Source organism: Devosia sp. 67-54 (genome assembly GCF_001899075.1).
Taxonomy (GTDB): domain Bacteria; phylum Pseudomonadota; class Alphaproteobacteria; order Rhizobiales; family Devosiaceae; genus Devosia_A.
The window spans coordinates 250,010-266,754 of the sequence record NZ_MKVA01000008.1 but is presented as its reverse complement, the minus strand read 5'-3'; the positions used below and the strand labels follow the sequence as shown (position 1 = coordinate 266,754).

Genomic DNA, 16,745 nt, shown 5'->3' with positions numbered 1-16,745 from the left:
CGGGGGCGAAACCATCTAGCGCCTTGAAAATCAGGCAATGCCGCGGGAGAGTTCGGGCTCATCCGGAGAATCTGGTTTGCGGCGCAACTATGCCATCGACATCAGCACGCTGCCCGACGAGAGGCTTGAGGCTCTGGTCAGCGACTGGCTCGGGCATCGCGCCAAGCACTACTACAGCCGTGAGAGGTGGTCCGGGCCAGGGGACATGGGACGGGACGTCGTCGGCTACGTGACCGCCGCCCGACATGAGGGCGACTGGGACAACTATCAGTGCAAGCAACTCTCCACGCGGCTTTCCGAGACGGCTGCGTTCGTGGAGTTGGGCAAGATCTTCATGCACACGGCCAACGGCGAATATCGGCTGCCGCGTGCCTACTATTTCGTGGCCCCTCGCGGCGTGGTGCGCAACGTGAAGGGCTTCATTGCCCACCCGGAGCGCTTTCGGCAGGCATTTCTCGATCGCTGGGACACCCAGATCGCTTCCGCGCTCGTTGAGAATTCAACGATCGCCCTTTCGGACGGCATTCGCGCCGCGATCGGAAACTTCGACTTCACGCAAGTGCACGTGCTGGATTCCGTCGGCCTCGCGGACGATGCTGCCATGCAGCCCGTGCTCGTGCAGTGGTTCGGTGCCGATCCCGGTCCAGCTCCGCGCGGGATTGTCCCGGACGCGGTAGTGCCAGAGGAGGCCGCCTATCTCGGTCAACTGGTCGAACTCTATGGCGAGCGCGACGGCAGCGCCTTCGCCGGGCCCGACGCCGTTCTAAAGCATGCGACTTGGGGCGGCCATCTGCGCACCCAGCGCACGCGATACTTCGAGGCCGCGGCATTCGACCGCTACTACAGGGATTCCACTCCGCCCGAGTTCCTGGTGGCATTCAAAGACGACGTCTACCATGGCGTCGTGGACGTCTACGGCGACAGTCATCGAGACGGCCTAGATCGAGTCAACAAGGTCATGACGCAGGCGGCGCAGGTGCCCGCGTCCGGTGTTCTGGGCACCCACGCTGGGCCGGCAGTCAAGCAGGGCACCTGCCACCACTTCGCGAACGATGGGCTGATGCCATGGAAGAAATGAAGTCGGAAGGCATGGCCTCGCATCCCTTCAACAGTGCGCTGGAGACGGGCATTCGCGCGCTCGTGGTCCTGGAGGCGCTGCACCCGAGACGCTGCGACCTAACGGAGATGACCTGGCTGGACCATCTCGTCGTCCACACTGCCGACATAGACCAGGATTCGCCGCCCAGTCTTCATCCCGAGCTGCCCAACCGAGCAGGCGAACTCCTTGTTCGCCGCAGCCTCGTCGAGCAGAGCCTGCGGCTGATGCATCAGATCCACCTTGTCGACATCGACGATACCGAAGAGGGGATCGTCTTCTCGGCCAGCGAGGAGGCACCCAGCTTCCTCGATCTCCTTCAGGCGCCGTACACTGTCGAGCTCAAGCGGCGAGCCGAGTGGCTGGGAAAACGGTTCGGTGCCTTCTCGACCGAAGAGATACGAACGGTAGTCGAGGACCGCATCGGAAGGTGGACGGCCGAGTTCCAGCCGCGCCGCGACGCAGGCGAAGGGCCGTGAGCGCCCCGCGAATTATCATTCGGCATCTGGCCTTCACCGGACCGAACATCGAGGAAGCTCGTCTCGACCTCGGCACAGGGCTGAACATAGTCTATGGCGCTTCGAACACCGGCAAGTCCTTCACTGCCAAGGCGCTGAACTTCATGCTTGCCGGCATCTCGAAGCTCCCGCAGACCGACGAAGTGAAACCCTTCACCGCGGCATGGCTCGGCCTCACTCTGCCCGACGGTCGCGATGTGACTCTCTACAGAGCCACCCAAGGGGGCGACTTCCGCCTTTTCGAGGGGCTCGTTTCCGCCGAGGCGGGCACGCCCATCGCTCTGCTCGGCAGCGCCGAGGCCGACAAGCAGGACACCGTGTCGCACGTCCTGCTCGATTCCATCGGGTGGAGCGGCAAGGTGATCGTCAAGAACGTCAACGCCGAGAAGGACAATCTCGCGATCCGGCACGTCCTGCCATACGTCATCGTTTCCGAGACCGACATTATGTCGGAGGCCAATCCGGTGCACCATTCGGGCCAGTACACCAACCGTACCCTGGAATCGAACCTGCTACGGTTCATCCTCACCGGCCATGACGACGCGGCCGCCGTCACGGTGGTGGGCCGCAAGGAGCAGCGGGTCGCCAATGCGGCCAAGCTCGAAATTGTCGACGAGTGGATAGCTCAAATCGACGACGAGCTCGGCGAGACGCCTCCGGATCGGAAAGAACTGTCGGAGCAGATAGACCGGCTCGCCGCGACCCTTGCCGGCCTGCAGGACCATTTGCGTGCGGCACAGGAACGGCTCGATCAACTGGTCGCTCGGCGCCGTTCCTTGCTGGATCAGCGCCGCGAGATCGATGACCGCGTGACGGAGCTCGCCTTGACGCTCGACCGGTTCACGCTGCTCGACCAGACCTACACCAACGACCGGGATCGGCTGCAATCGCTCGAGGAGAGCGGCTTCCTTCTCCTCGCCCGCGCGGACCGGGATTGCCCCGTCTGCGGTGCGCCGCCCGACGCCCAGCGGCATCGACATGCGCCAGACGAGTTCGGTCTGGCCTATCGCGCGGCCGCAGCCGAGGCGCGCAAGATCGAGATGGAGCAGCGCGACCTACGGCGCACGATGACCTCGCTCGATGCCGAAGGCTCCGGTCTGCGCACCACAGCGACACGATTGTGGGATGAGGTTCAGGACATCGAGAAGCAGATCGAGGAAGCGCGTCCGGCTGAAACCTCGGTTCGGTCCGACTTCTCCGCCATGCTGGAGAAGCAGTCGGAACTGCAGCATGTCGAGGACCTGTTTCGCCGGCGCGATCGGCTCGTCGTGCGGCGTTCGCAGATCGACTCCACCAAACCGACGAAGAACGAGGCGAAGCTCTCGGTCGGCATAGACGGCACGACGGCCTATGCCCTCGGTCGAAAAGTCGTGGAGGTCCTGGAGGCATGGAATTTCCCTGCCGCAAAGGAGGCGCAATTCGACCTGGAGACGAACGACATCACGATCGGCGGAAAGGCGCGTGCAGACAACGGCAAAGGCGTTCGTGCCATCCTGCACGCCGCGTTCAACGTCGCATTGCTGCTCTACTGCCGGGAGCAGAAGCTCCCCCATCCCGGCTTCATCGTGCTCGACACGCCATTGCTCACCTACCGAGAGCCACTCACCAGCAGGCACGGGGAGTTGTCCGAGGACGAGAGCCGCATGAAGGAGGCGCCGGTGGCCGTGGGCTTCTACGAACACCTGGCAGGGCTCGAGGATACCCAGGTCATCGTGCTGGAGAACGCGGACCCGCCCGCGGACCTGAAGGGCGAGGCCAAGGTGCAGGTGTTCACAGGCCGCCCAGGCGACAATCGCTACGGCTTATTCGCACCGGTTCAGCGCCCGGCTCAGTCATAGCGCCCGAAGGCGAGCGGCGCCCGCGGGGACGAAGCGATTGGAGGATTGTCATGGGGCTAGTCGTCGAGGATCGTGTCCGCGCGCGCGCTCGTCAGGTCACCGCGGCGACGAATCTTTCGATGCGCGAAGTGCTAACTCGGCATGCGCGCCCTGAGAAGCCGCGCTACGACGTATTCCTCTCGCAGGCGCTCAAGGACGAGGAGCTCGTCCTCGGCATTCATACGATCCTCACCGAGGACCTGGGACTGACGGTGTTCTGCGATTGGATCGAGGCCGGCCATTCCGACCATGCTGGAACCACGCCGGCGGACGCCGCCTTCATCCGGGACAAGATGCTCGCATCGACCGGCCTCGTCTTCGTCGATTCCGAACACGCTGCCGGTTCGAACTGGATGAGCTGGGAAATTGGATGGTTCCATGGCGCGAAGGGCCGCATATGCGTGCTGCCGATCGTCAAGGACGGGTCGGAGCACTATCGCGGTCGGCAGTATCTTGGTCTGTATCCCGTGGCCGAGGAGGATGCTCAACATGTCCTCCGCGTCTCAGTGCCGCTTGCCAAGGCCGCGGCAGGCTACCCTGTGGGCGAGCCGCTCGGTCTGGCAACATCGTTGCCGATGAAGGTCTGGACGTCGCTCGAGAAGTTGCCGCGCTACTTCCTGCCGTAAGCGAGGTCATTCCCGCAACCAGACAGCAAGCTCATGACCGGTCCAGCGCTCGTCGGGCGTCCAGAACGAGATCGAATAGGCGAGCCTTCCTCAGGGCAGCCCGCACCTCTCGGAAAACCCCCTCAAACTTCGGCGTTGTAGACATCTGCGCGTCAAGCCTGGTGCTCCATGTCTTCTCCAGCGCCTTTTCCTTCTTGTCGAAAGCAGTGGAGAGATCCTCGGCGCCCCTGCCGCGGATCTGAAGTTTCTGGGCGATGGCGTAGGCCAGCCGATCGAGGCCGAAGTCTCCATTCGTCGCCAAGGTCCAGACGTCGAACAAATCCCTTGGCTGAGTGCGCTTGGGGTCGGTCAGAGCCAGCAGCTTTTCTGCCACGATCTCGTCTATGCCGTAGACCTTCACCGCGCAGTTCGCCGGGAAATCGTATGCAGGATAGGTGACGATCACCGGCCTGCGTTCGAGTTCGGCGACGATGCTCTCGGTGCGCGTGACGTCGACCTTGAATTCGCGTGCCCGCCCCATCGGGCCGGTGAAGGTCATGTAGAACGTATGGCTGTTCTCGTGCGGATTGCGATCTGGCCGCTGATAGGCGAATGCCATGCCGGTCTCTTCCGTCACGCTCGCGGCGACTTCGCCGAAGGCTCTGGTGACGGTGTCGAAGTCGTCCTCGTTCAGAAGGGTGAAGTCGAGGTCTTCGGAGAACCGGTACTCCCCGAGGTGGCAGCGCCGGAGGGCCGTGCCTCCTTTGAATGCCAGTCTGTCCCCATAGGGATGCTGTGAAAGCTTGGCCAGGAACCAGCCGAGAGCGTAGTCGAGCTCAATGGACTGCTCCGGGATGCGGCGACCCCCGGTCTCTTCGAGCAGCTTGTTCGAAATGATCGAAAGGTCGCGCTGCGCTATCAAGGTCAACTGCTCCTGGTTGCCTCGATCTCATCCTGGCCTACGTTCAGGCGCAGCTTCCATCGGGCCATATAGCGCCCCTCGGCGGGCATGGAAGGATCCAGCAGGTTGTACGTGGTCCTGAGATGCCGCTGGAGCTCCTCACGATGAACATCGGTTCCCATGCTGCAAGAATCCAGCAGATAGCCTAGCCGAGCGCACACGGCTCCCACGCTGAGACGAACGGCGTAGTCGACCAGTCTATCGACGTCGATGTCGTCCCGCTTCATCCAGGAGCCGCGGTCGATCTCCATATATCCGCCGCACAGGTCGGGGCGTCGGAGACAATCGACAACAGTGCGTTCGATGTCGCTGACCGTGACACTGACCCCGCTATCGACCCAGTGTTGCTTCGTTCCGAAGAATTCGATCTGCGGAATGGAGGTCACACGAATTTCCGCACCTTGGGCGACGATCGAACGCGCAGGTGGATCAACGCAAGATACGGTGATCACGATGCGGGGTTGGGTCGTCATGTTGTGAACGGCCATGGCAGTGCCATGCGACAGATAATGCGGACGATTTTCCATGAGCCGATCCGCGACGAGCAGCGGGTCGCCCGCATAGAGCATCTCGCTTCCCATGACCGATGGCACGAGGATGTACGTTCCCCTGCGTAGCCGAGTTACGACGCCCCGTGCCTGAGCCTTCCCGAGAAGGTTGGAGACGATCGCCTTGGGGTCGCCAAGGATTTTCGCCGCGTCTTCGACGCTGAAAATGGTCTTGCCTTCATCATACAGCGCTGCGACGAGCTTGGCCGTCTTCGGTCCCATAGTTTTTATATTGTGCATCATAAAATCATCCCTACAAGATGATAACATTGACTGCAATATTAAATGACGATGGGCCGACGCCACCAAACCCGCCGGTGGTCGTTATGGCGAGCGCGCGCCCGCGCGCCTATCCGGCCTTCGCCCGGCGATCGAGGATGGCTCGGACGGTCGCCAGGAGTTCGTCGTCGGTCGCGCCGCCATTGGAGAGCACTCGGAGTTCGTCGTCGCTTGGCCTCAATGCTTCCGGGCCGGTGGCAGGGGTTGCCGAACCAAGCAGTTCCCGGCCCACCGTCTCCGCGGCACCGCCGAACGCGCCGATCGGCAACAGGAACGAACCGGCGGCCCTGGCAAGCTCGAACTCTTCCATGACGCCATCGGCGACGACCATGGCACCTGCTTCTGACTTGAGGCCGCCGACGAACAAGACGATACCGGCATGGCGCGCCAACTCTGCTCGAAGCGCGCGCCACTGATCGCGATCGGCAGTTTTTCCCGGTAGAGGCTGGGGGAAGGGTCGTGCGATCAATCGCCGGTCGATGTCCCAGCCTCCGCCGGTTCGCAGCGCGTCCATGAACCCCGATACCGTCGCGGGTCCAACTAGAACTCCGGCTCCCGAGACCAAGTCGCGACCGGTGTCGCCGATCATGCGGCCGAGCTTCTCGGCAATCGTATAGATCCGCGAGGTCTGGGGATCCGCGCCATCGAGCGGCCAGCTACCACTGACCCAGACCCGCTTCTCCGCCACTCGTCTCTCGACCTGGCGAAGCAGCTGCGGGACTTCGTCGTAATCGTCGATCTCGACTGCGACCAGGCCGTAGCGCCTAAGATCTTTGGACCAGAGCTGATGCTGAGCCTGTCGAGCCTTGAACTCGTCCTCGGTCTGGAAGTCGGTCCGCTTCGGAGGGCGCAGGATCGCAAAATGCTCGGGCGGAGCGTCAGTGAAGCTCTCGCGTATCAGCGAGAGCACGTGCCGAATATTGGGGTCGGTCAGGCTGAGGCCCACGAAGAGCATGGACATGCTGCTCAGATGGGCCTGCAGCAGCGGCAGGAAGGCGCCGCGCCGCGCGCGGTAGAGCTCATAGTCGTCGGTCGAGATAACCAAGTCGTCAAGCCTGTCGACCGAACCATGCATCTTGTACAGACGCGTGGCTCCCGGCCTCGGCCTCAGCGCGAGATCCTTGGCGCCCGAGATCGCGTCGAGCGGCCGGTTTATGCCAGCGAAGGCGCGCTCGACGAGCCGGTCGTAGTTCGTCGTCCAGATGTGGCGAACCGGAAGACGCGCCAGGACCTGCAAAGTCTCGGGCACCGGGAATTCCTGTCCGATCTCCCGCTTGATGACGTTGCGCACACCCGTCGCGTTGCCGGTCTCGAGGATATGCCACTGCGCGAGGGCGGCGAGATCTTGGATGTCCCTGGAATTGACACCGATCTCCTCGCCGATCTCGGTCAGCAGTTCCGTCCACGATGGATAGCCCGCCGCCATCGAAACGCCCGCGCCCACGAACGTCACCCCAACCCCGTCGTGGAGCGAGGACGGGAACTCCTTGAGGAACTTCGTCCGACCCACGCCCGCCATGGCTATTTCCCCGCGGCCCTCGCCGCCGCTTCGATCCAAGACTCGATATTGTTGTAACCGTCGTTGAGCACCCAGTCGTAGCTGGAATAGAGCGTGTTCATCTTGCGCTCGCCGACCGAATAGTATGACAGCGGGTTCGCACCCTGGACGTCGGCGCCGCTCTGCGGGTGCTTGATGTTGTGGATGTCGATCGCCAGAAGCCCCTTGCCCAGTTCAAGCTACGCTTGATCTCATGCTGGACCCACGGTCGATGATATGTCTCGGCGCCATAGAGGACGACGGTGACCGACGTCCCGACCAGTTGCTGCTCGATCCATTTCTCGATGCCTCCGGCGCGGCGCTTGACCTCTTCGAACTCCGCTTTGTCGTAGAACGGGGTGGCCTCTCCGTTTCGGCGCACCACCCAGGAGTTCCGCACCTGCATGACGCGGTGGACGTCGCGATCGTAGTGGAAGCTGAAGAATACCTTTCTTGCCAATTCGCCCTCCTCAGGCACGAAATCGAAAATGCTTCGTCGAATAGATGGTCGGGTGTGGTCGGCGAAGACCTGCGCAAGATGATCAATACAGACCAAGCGATACGCCGATAGGCAAAGTATCGGGCCGACCGATCGGACTTTTCCTCCGAAATCGAACAGTTCCGAGGCGAACCTAGTCCGATTCGAGGACGCGCAGGCCCGATTTGCACCTGGTCGCGTCAAGCCGGGCTCCTCGGGGATCCACCGCGTTCGCCTCCGACCGGTCGGACAACGAGAGTTAATGTGCTGCGGAAAAGGATCGACAATGCACATGCCGGTTGGATGGTGGCTCTGGTCCTGGCGGTCGTTCGCTCGCTGGAGCCGGCTCGATCTGGACCCCATTGGCCTGTCGCCAGCAGAGCGATGGGGGGTCGTTGCCGCCGTGATCCCCGCAGTCTTCCGAGCCCGCTTTGCACGTCCTGTCCGCCATTGGCTCCAGTCGCGTCTTCCAGCCCGGGTGGCGCTGCTGCGGCTGGAACGGCATGCCAACGGATGGTACCGCATCCCCGATCGGCCGGCGGCCGAGCATTGCATGTTCCGTTTTGACCACCCGGGGTTGGACACCGGCACTTTCCTCAGGATCGAGCGTGGAGTCCTCGCGGCGACGGGCCACGTGGAGGTCGATCATTGTGAGATGCTCTTCTTCCTGCCGAACGGGGAGGTCGAGGACGAGCCAGCGGTTCCCGAAATGCGGCTCGCCTGGCACCGCTATTGGGAAGCGCGTGACCGGTTTGAATCGGGAGATTAGCGCAACTGAGGAGACTTCTAAGGAAGGGGCTCCATCAGAGTCAGGTAGTAGGCGGAACGACCAGCGACGCCAACGTTCAGACCACCCACCACCTCCGTCGCTGCTAGATTCGTAACTGCATAACCAAGTGGTAACAACGAAAGCGGGTGGAGTGGCTTCGCCGTCCGGCCACGAGCAGATTTTGAGCCCAAGTAACGGTTTCGTCCAAACAACTCGTCCTAGCGTCAAGCGCGGCCATACTCTGTGGCGGACCCAGAATGAACTTGGCGACGGGCTACAAGGCCTTTGGGACGAGCAGAGTGTCCCACGGCAGCGCAGGAAGGGTGGTGGCAGGGGCGGCGGCAATATCTTCGGTGATTTTCCGTTTGGGATCGAGATTCACATCGGTCGCTGAGACAGCGGGCCGGGCTTCGGCCCCAAGGGCCAGACCCGCGTACTGAAGGAAGCTTCGAGCCTCCAGCCGATACGAGCAAGCGACGAGGAGGCGCGTGTCTCCACGCAAGACCCCGGCGTAGCGCTTGCATCGCACTGGCCAATCGACGAGCGTGACATCCCCCCGGTCCGATGCTATCGGAACCTGCATGGGCGCCCATAAATGTCGCGGCGGCCAACAAGGACACAGGCAATGAACGACGGCAGTCGATCTAACATCGCGCAGGATACGATCCGGGCCTGATCCGCTGCCTCGCCCGGCGTTTCCTGCGACAGTCAGGAGGCCGGGCATGATCCCGACAATTTGCTTTTCGCCAGCCGGCATCCACCGTGTTGTCGCGCCCGTTTCCGGGCCGCTTCCGCCGCTCTCCGCAATCCGCTGCGCGGGAGAGCAAGAATGACCCAGGCGAACACGCCCTTCACCAGAGGGTCGGCGCGCGTCCTCACCGTCTGGGACCTCGTTGCCGTGCTGCTCGTCCTGGGCACGCTGGTGCTGCTCGCCCAGGGCAGCCGCGGACTTTTGCAGCCGTTGCCCGAGCCGGGTTTCGGCGCCATCACCCTCGATCCCCTGGCGCTGCCGCAATATGCCCTGCTCACCTCGCTCCGGATGCTGGGGGCGATGGTGCTGTCGCTGCTGTTCACCTTCACCTACGCGACCTGGGCCGCCAAGAGCCGGCGCGCCGAGCAGGTGCTGATCCCGTTGCTCGACATTCTCCAGTCGGTGCCCATCCTCGGCTTCATCTCCGTCACCGTGGTGTTCTTCATGTCGCTCGCGCCCGGTCGGATGCTCGGCGCGGAGATGGCTGCCGTCTTCGCCATCTTCACCAGCCAGGCCTGGAACATGGCGTTCAGCTTCTATCAGTCGCTCCGCACCATTCCCAAGGAGCTCACCGAGGCCTCGCGCTCGTTCCGTCTCAGCCCCTGGATGCGCTTCTGGAAGCTCGAGGCGCCGTTCGCGATGCCGGCTTTGGTCTGGAACATGATGATGTCGATGGCCGGCGGCTGGTTCTTCGTCGTCGCCTCCGAGGCGATCAGCGTCGGCGACACCACCGTGATACTGCCAGGCATTGGATCCTACATCGCGCTCGCCATCGCGCAGCGCGATCTCGCAGCCATCTTCTGGGCCATCGGCACGATGCTGGTGGTGATCCTGATCTTCGATCAGTTGCTGTTCCGGCCACTGGTGGCCTGGGCCGATCGCTTCCGTTTCGAGCAGGGAGCCGGCGCACCGCCGCCCCGCTCATGGGTGATCACCATGCTGCGCCGCTCGCATCTGGTGGCGCGTGCGGTCGCACCGCTGGCGAACGCGTGGCGGCGGACCTATCGCCCGATCGCGGATCGGCCGCGGCCCGCGCCTGCGGCACCTAAGGATGCCGTTGTCGGGAAGCACTGGTCCGATCGGCTCTGGTATGGCGCGATCGCCGCGATCTGCCTCGCCGCCCTGTGGTGGATCGGCACGTTCGTGCTGGAAGGCGTGACGCTCTCCGAGGTGGGGACAGCGGGCCTCCTCGGCCTCGCCACCATGGTGCGCGTCTTCGTGCTGATCGCACTCGCCAGCCTGATCTGGGTGCCCGTCGGTGTCTGGCTCGGCTTGCGCCCGGAGGCCGCACGCATCGCCCAGCCGATCGCCCAGTTCATGGCCGCCTTCCCCGCCAATCTGCTGTTCCCGCTGGCGGTGTCGGCCATCGTCGTGCTCGGGCTCGACCCGGACATCTGGCTGAGCCCGCTGATGATCCTGGGCACGCAATGGTACATCCTCTTCAACGTCGTCGCCGGCGCCTCGACCATTCCGAGCGAGTTGCGCGACATCGGCACCAACTTCCACGTGAAGGGCTGGCTGTGGTGGCGGCGGATCGCGTTGCCGGCCGTGTTCCCCTTCTACATGACCGGCGCCATCACCGCCTCGGGCGGCTCGTGGAACGCCAGCATCGTGGCCGAGATCGCGACCTGGGGCGACACCACGCTCAAGGCGCATGGCCTCGGCGCCTATATCGCGGAGGCGACCGACGCGGGCGACTTCCACCGCATCGTGCTCGGCATCGCCGTGATGAGCGCCTTCGTCGTCGTCATCAACCGCGCGTTCTGGCGGCCGCTCTACGAGCTCGCCGAGCGCAAGTTCCGCCTGAGCTGAAAAGGAGACCGACATGGATAGCGCCCCCCTGCTCGACATTCACGGCGTCCGCAAGTCGTTCCTCAAGCCGGACGGCGGCGAGTTGCTGGTGCTCGACGGTATCGACCTGACCTTGAAGGAAGGCGAGATCGTCGGCCTGCTCGGCCGCTCGGGCTCGGGCAAGTCGACCTTGCTGCGGCTGATCGCCGGCCTTGCCGAGCCGGCAGCCGGTTCCGTCACCTATCTCGGCAACGAGGTCGCCGGACCGCCGCCCGGCATCGCCATGGTGTTCCAGAGCTTTGCGCTGTTCCCCTGGTTGACGGTGCTGGAAAACGTGCAGCTCGGCCTCGAGGCGCTCGGACTGCCATCCGACGAGATCCGCCGTCGCGCCATCGAGGCGATCGACCTGATCGGCCTCGACGGCTTTGAATCCGCCTATCCGCGCGAGCTCTCGGGCGGCATGCGCCAGCGCGTCGGCTTCGCCCGGGCGCTGGTCGTTCACCCCAATATCCTGCTCATGGACGAGCCGTTCTCGGCGCTGGACGTGCTGACGGCCGAGACCCTGCGCACCGATTTCCTCGATTTGTGGTCGGAGGGCCAGCTTCCGATCAAAGGCGTGATCCTCGTCACCCACAATATCGAGGAAGCGGTGCTGATGTGCGACCGCATTCTGATCTTCGGCAGCAATCCGGGCCGGATTCTCAAGGATCTCAAGGTCGAATTGCCGCATCCACGTGCCCGCCTCGATCCCGACTTCCGCGAGCTGGTCGAGCGCATCTATGTAGAGATGACGGCGAAGGCCGCACCTGCCGCCCAGAAGCGGGCGGAGCGCCCTGCAGGAACGGGCATCGGCACCATTCTTGCGCCGGTCTCCACCAACCTGTTGTCCGGTCTCCTTGAAGCGGTCGCGGCGCCGCCATATGAGGGCGAGGCCGACCTGCCGGTGATCGCCGCATCGCTGCAGCTCGAGATCGACGAGTTGTTCCCGGTGGCCGAGACCCTGCAGATGCTCCGCTTCGCCGAAGTGGCCGGCGGCGACATTCGCCTTACGGCCGAGGGACGGAGATTCGCCGGCCTCGATACCGACGAGCGCAAGCGCCTCTTCGCCCAGCATCTTCTGAACCACATCGCGCTTGCCGGCCACATCAGGCGCGTTCTCGATGAGCGGCCGGAACACCGAGCGCCCTGGAGCCGGTTCGCCGACGAGCTCGAGGATCACATGTCGCCTGCCGCCGCCGAGCAGAGCCTGCGTGCCGTTATCGACCTCGGCCGCTACGCCGAAGTCTTTGCCTACGACGATGAGAAGCACGTCTTCAGTCTGGACAACCCCTGATCGAGGAGAATGCGACAATGACAGCGATAAAGACCATTCTTGTCGCCCTCGATCTCGAAGCGGGCAGCAATGCAGTGCTGGCCCGAGCAATGCAGATCGCAAGCGCCCACGCCGCCCGGCTGCTCGTGCTGCACGTCATCGAGGCGGACTCGCTGGCCCAGACCGCCGAGCTCTCAGAGCGCAGCGAGACGGAACTGAGGGAGGACCTCAAGCGCCATGCGTTCACGGCCATCGAGACCAAGGTATTCGAGAGCGGCGATGTGCGGCGCACCGAGGTGTGGGTGGAGTTCGGCGTTCCGCATGAAATCGTCGCGCGCGTCGCCGGCGACCACTATGCCGATCTGATCGTCATCGGTCCGGGCAAGGGCCGCACCCTCAAGGAGAGGGTGCTGGGGTCCACGGCCGACAGGATCATTCGGTCAGCGACCTCCTCGGTCCTGATGGTAGGGAGGGAATCCGCAGCGCCCTATGAGCATATTCTGGCCGCGGTCGACTTCTCGGAGCAATCGGCAACGGCCGTCACGGAGGCTTTGAGACTGGCACCGCACGCAAAGATGCAATTGCTGCATGCGGTGGAGACGCCCCTGGCTTTCGCGCAGGCCATGCTGAGGGCTGGCACGCCGCAGACGGAAATCCAGCGCTACGAGACGGCGAGAGCCGACAAGGCGCGAGAGGAGCTCGCGGCTCCCGCAGGCAGGATCAGCAGCGAGGGCAACCTCGGGCTGCGCGTCGTCGACGGCAGTGCCGGACCGACCCTGGTGCGGCTCTCGAAGGCCGGCGGAATCGACTTGATAGCCATTGGACCGCACGGCCGAGGGATCGTGCGCCAGGCGCTGCTCGGCAGCGTCACGCAGCGGGTGCTCCGGGAAGCCGCGTGCGACGTTCTCGTCGCGCGCAGTTGATATCCGGACGGCACAGCTGTTCGAGGTCGACACGCACCATTGCCGATCGGTGGCGCCCATGCTTCGCCACCGATCGGAGGAAGAGATCATGACCCCGCACAATCGGAAACGATCGTGCCGATCGCGTAGCGTTCTCGCCGATGCTATCGCCGCAGCCTGGCGAGATAGTCGTCGCGGCTGAATGGATCAGGTCCGACCCTGCGGCGCTCCTTCGGCGCCGCCATCGGCGCATAATGGTCGAAGGCGCTTTCCATCGCGGCAACACCTCCCGTCAGACCCGGCAGGGCGCGTTGCACCTGCTGCACGGCAGAAGTCGCAATGGTGCCTTCGAGCCTCGCCGTTCCGTCCTCGACCTCGGTGCCGGTCAGCGTGGCTCCAGCCTGTCCCAACAAGGTCAGCAAAGGCCCGATCGCATCGGATGCGGCCTCGATGCGGAAGCGGTTGATCGGCTCGCAAACCCTGGTATCGGCCATGGCGAGAGCCGCGGCGAGCACCAGCGGCGTCAGGTGCCGGAAATCGCCTGCGGTGGAAATTGGCGCGCGTTGCCCCGCCATGGTCATGGTGACGTGGCAATCGATCACCGGCCAGCCGAACCGACCTTGCTGCAAGGCGTCTGCCACGGTCTCTTCGACAGCCCGATAGAACCCCGCCGGCATCAGGCCGATATTGACGGCAAAGGCAAAACTGTTGCCCGAGCCGGGCGAACGCGGCTCGACACGGAGCCCTACGGTGGCAACGAACGGATTTCCGCCCTCGAACACCACTTCATGCGCTTCGCCGGTGCCGACAGGCCGTTCCACGCAGATGACGCTGCTTTCCAGAAACTCGGCTTCGATGCCGAAATCCTGCTCCAGCATTGCGCCGATGACCTCCTTTTGCACCTCGCCATAGAGCGAGACGAACATCTGGCCCGCTTCCTCGTCGTGCCGCAGATTGATGAGCGGGTCCTGTTCCGCCAATTGACCCAGCGCCACCCATAGCCCCCGCCGGTCGGATGGCCGGCGGGCAAGCACCCGGGTTTCGAGGGTCGGTGGAGCAAAATGGGTTGAGCGCTCGAAAATTGCCCCTTCGCCAACGGCATCGCCGATGATCGCTGCCGCAAGGCCGCTGACCCGGCCGATCTGACCGGCTTCCAGCTCAGCGGCTGGCATGAGTTTTCCAGCCTTGAAGACATGGATGCCGGTGATGCGTTCATCGCCTTTCGGGAGGTGGAGCATTTGCCGCAAATGGACCGAGCCCGATGTCAGGGCGAGATAAGCCTGCTTTTCACCGCCCCAGCCGCGGTCGATCTTGAAGATGCGGCCATGCACCGGCCCTGCATCATCGGGTTGCCGGGCCGGCAGCAGGGTTTCGATGGCATCCATCAGCGCCGCCATGCCGGCGCCCGTCGCGGCCGAACCGGCAAAAGCCGGATGGATCAGGCCCCTGCCGGCCTGATCGGCCAAGGCTTGCCGCAGTCTCGGCTCTGTGAGCCTGTCGGGGGCTAGCACGAAGTCATCGAGCAATTTTTCGTCGTTCTCAACCAGCAGATCGAGCAAGGCCTGCCGCTGCGGATCGGCACCGAAATCGAGGGCGTTGACCCCGGCGGCCTTGGTGCCTGCGTCGTTGACCGACGACATGGCGATCGTGCGCAGATGGAGCTGGTCGGCGAGCGAAGCAACGACACTCTCATAGCTGGCGCCAAGCCGGTCAATCTTATTGACGAAAAACAGAAAGGGCACGTTCAGGCGGCAAAGCGCCTGCACCAGCACGCGCGTTTGCGCCTGCACGCCCTCGACGGCGGAAACCACCACCACGGCGGCATCGAGCACACCCAGCGTTCGCTCGACCTCGGCAATGAAATCGGGGTGGCCGGGCGTATCGACGAGATTGACGGTAGTGTTGCCGAGCGCAAACGATACGACGGCTGCCTTGATGGTTATCCCGCGTTGCCGTTCCAGATCGAGGTTGTCGGTCTGGGTATTGCCGGCATCCACGCTGCCAAGCTTGGCGATGGCGCCGGCTTCAAAAAGCAGCCGCTCAGTGAGGCTGGTCTTGCCGGCATCGATATGGGCCACAATGCCCAGATTCAAGGTGCGCATGAGGCGTCATCTTCTCAGAATTCCAGATCTGGTTTCGATGAGAAGGGACTCGGGGCATGGGGACCTCTATGCGCAAGAACACAGGTATTGCCTGCACCGCCCTCTTTGAGTGCAGCGCGGCTACGCTATGGCGAATGGGGAGATAGGGTCAACTGCCAGCTGTGAGGTTTGTGCGCGCCCTTGCAGCTTAGGCTATTGCGCGGCCTCATCGAGAATACCGGCTGCCCAGCCAGGCATGCGGCTGAGTAGACGGAACAGCCTTTAACCTTGCGCGCTGCAGCGGCCGCCCAAATCGAACTCGATATGCTGCGATATCCGGCTGGGTCTACCATAGCATCTTGCCCTCTCCCAACCGCCCGCCAATGACCATGCCCCGCAGACACCTGTTCCTTACCGTGCTGCTCGTGTTGCTGGCCTCGCTGGCACTCGCGCGACCGGCTTTCGCAGAGCAGTGCGAACAGCAGGGCTTTGAGGAGGCCGCCTTCATCGTCTGCACCGTGCACCCCGGCGAGGACGACCTGCGCCTCTTCTGGAAGGATGCCGGCGGCCGGCCCTATCGCCATTTCTCGGCCCTGGCCGAGGCCGTCGCCGAGAGCGGGCGCAACCTCGCATTCGCGATCAATGCCGGCATGTACCAGACGGATTTCTCCCCGAATGGCCTCTATGTCGAAGAGGGGCGCGAGCTGCGGCCGATCAACACCCGCACCATGGAGGGATCGTCCGGACAGGTCCCCAATTTCTACAAGCAGCCCAACGGCGTGTTCACTCTCGGCGACGAGGGCGCCGGCATCCTGCCGACGGAAGACTATGTGAAGCGCCGGCCGGAGGTCCGCTTCGCCACGCAGTCCGGCCCCCTGCTGGTCATCGACAACGAGATCAATCCCATCTTCATCCCCGGCTCGACGGACCGGACGCGCCGCGACGGGGTGGGCGTGTGCGAGGGCGGCGTGGTGCGCTTCGTCATCAGCGAGAGCGCGGTGAACTTCCACGATTTCGCCCGCCTGTTCCGCGACCACCTGCAATGCCCCAACGCATTGTTCCTCGATGGCGGGCGCGGCGTCGGCCTCTACAGCCCGGAGCTGGGCCGCAACGACTTCTCCTGGCATGGCGGCTTCGGCCCGATGCTCGGCCTCGTGGAATAGCGCAACGATGGCGGGATCGCCCGGATCGGCGTAGAAGGTGGTCGGGCCATGAGCGCCGCCGCCTGGAACCGGATGGC

Annotated in this window: 14 protein-coding genes; 9 read left to right on the top strand and 5 right to left on the bottom strand. The window is 63.8% G+C overall.

Annotated features, from left to right (window positions below; translation table 11 throughout):
* The first annotated feature begins 76 nt into the window (after window positions 1-76).
* Genes BGO82_RS14530 through BGO82_RS14515 form a run of 4 tightly spaced genes read left to right on the top strand, consistent with a single transcriptional unit; the run spans window position 77 to window position 4,117 of the window.
* Window positions 77-1,078 (top strand): ABC-three component system protein, encoded by a 1,002-nt coding sequence (locus BGO82_RS14530; RefSeq protein WP_291306323.1) that lies wholly within the window; start codon window positions 77-79, stop codon window positions 1,076-1,078.
* Window positions 1,066-1,575, top strand: coding sequence for an ABC-three component system middle component 2 (locus BGO82_RS14525; RefSeq protein WP_291306322.1), 510 nt, complete (start codon window positions 1,066-1,068; stop codon window positions 1,573-1,575). Before BGO82_RS14530 ends, BGO82_RS14525 begins: the two co-directional genes overlap by 13 nt.
* Window positions 1,572-3,452, top strand: a complete 1,881-nt coding sequence (locus tag BGO82_RS14520) for a hypothetical protein (RefSeq protein ID WP_291306321.1) — start codon at window positions 1,572-1,574, stop codon at window positions 3,450-3,452. The genes BGO82_RS14525 and BGO82_RS14520 overlap by 4 nt, the downstream gene beginning before the upstream one ends.
* A 50-nt stretch (window positions 3,453-3,502) precedes the next feature.
* Window positions 3,503-4,117 carry a hypothetical protein gene (locus BGO82_RS14515; RefSeq protein WP_291306320.1) on the top strand — a complete coding sequence of 205 codons (615 nt, stop codon included), beginning with the start codon at window positions 3,503-3,505 and terminating at the stop codon, window positions 4,115-4,117.
* A 31-nt stretch (window positions 4,118-4,148) separates the two neighbouring features.
* On the opposite strand, the gene BGO82_RS14510 is transcribed toward BGO82_RS14515, so the two are convergent.
* From BGO82_RS14510 to BGO82_RS14495, 4 genes are all read right to left on the bottom strand, one after another.
* Window positions 4,149-5,018: a nucleotidyl transferase AbiEii/AbiGii toxin family protein gene (locus BGO82_RS14510; RefSeq protein ID WP_291306319.1), complete on the bottom strand. Its 870-nt coding sequence runs from the start codon at window positions 5,016-5,018 to the stop codon at window positions 4,149-4,151.
* A 2-nt stretch (window positions 5,019-5,020) separates the two neighbouring features.
* Window positions 5,021-5,848 (bottom strand): transcriptional regulator, encoded by an 828-nt coding sequence (locus tag BGO82_RS14505; protein ID WP_291306318.1) that lies wholly within the window; start codon window positions 5,846-5,848, stop codon window positions 5,021-5,023.
* A 106-nt stretch (window positions 5,849-5,954) separates the two neighbouring features.
* Window positions 5,955-7,403, bottom strand: coding sequence for an SIR2 family protein (locus tag BGO82_RS14500; RefSeq protein ID WP_291306317.1), 1,449 nt, complete (start codon window positions 7,401-7,403; stop codon window positions 5,955-5,957).
* A 97-nt stretch (window positions 7,404-7,500) separates the two neighbouring features.
* A complete protein-coding gene (locus BGO82_RS14495) occupies window positions 7,501-7,977 on the bottom strand; it encodes a TIR domain-containing protein (RefSeq protein WP_291306316.1) in 477 nt (158 codons plus the stop codon).
* Between the two features lie 208 nt (window positions 7,978-8,185).
* On the opposite strand from BGO82_RS14495, the gene BGO82_RS14490 reads away from it, so the two are divergent.
* From BGO82_RS14490 to BGO82_RS14475, 4 genes are all read left to right on the top strand, one after another.
* Window positions 8,186-8,668 carry a hypothetical protein gene (locus tag BGO82_RS14490; RefSeq protein ID WP_291306315.1) on the top strand — a complete coding sequence of 161 codons (483 nt, stop codon included), beginning with the start codon at window positions 8,186-8,188 and terminating at the stop codon, window positions 8,666-8,668.
* Between the two features lie 829 nt (window positions 8,669-9,497).
* Window positions 9,498-11,231, top strand: coding sequence for an ABC transporter permease subunit (locus BGO82_RS14485; protein WP_291306314.1), 1,734 nt, complete (start codon window positions 9,498-9,500; stop codon window positions 11,229-11,231).
* Between the two features lie 13 nt (window positions 11,232-11,244).
* Window positions 11,245-12,543, top strand: coding sequence for a nitrate/sulfonate/bicarbonate ABC transporter ATP-binding protein (locus BGO82_RS14480; protein ID WP_291306313.1), 1,299 nt, complete (start codon window positions 11,245-11,247; stop codon window positions 12,541-12,543).
* Between the two features lie 17 nt (window positions 12,544-12,560).
* The gene (locus BGO82_RS14475; RefSeq protein WP_291306312.1) at window positions 12,561-13,445 is read left to right on the top strand and encodes a universal stress protein; all 885 of its coding nucleotides are present in this window, start codon (window positions 12,561-12,563) and stop codon (window positions 13,443-13,445) included.
* A gap of 143 nt (window positions 13,446-13,588) precedes the next feature.
* Here the strand turns inward: BGO82_RS14475 and BGO82_RS14470 are convergent, their stop codons facing one another.
* Window positions 13,589-15,526 (bottom strand): TetM/TetW/TetO/TetS family tetracycline resistance ribosomal protection protein, encoded by a 1,938-nt coding sequence (locus tag BGO82_RS14470; RefSeq protein ID WP_291306311.1) that lies wholly within the window; start codon window positions 15,524-15,526, stop codon window positions 13,589-13,591.
* 362 nt (window positions 15,527-15,888) lie between these two features.
* Between BGO82_RS14470 and BGO82_RS14465 the strand changes: the two genes are divergently transcribed.
* Window positions 15,889-16,668, top strand: coding sequence for a phosphodiester glycosidase family protein (locus BGO82_RS14465; protein WP_291306310.1), 780 nt, complete (start codon window positions 15,889-15,891; stop codon window positions 16,666-16,668).
* Window positions 16,669-16,745: the final 77 nt, after the last annotated feature.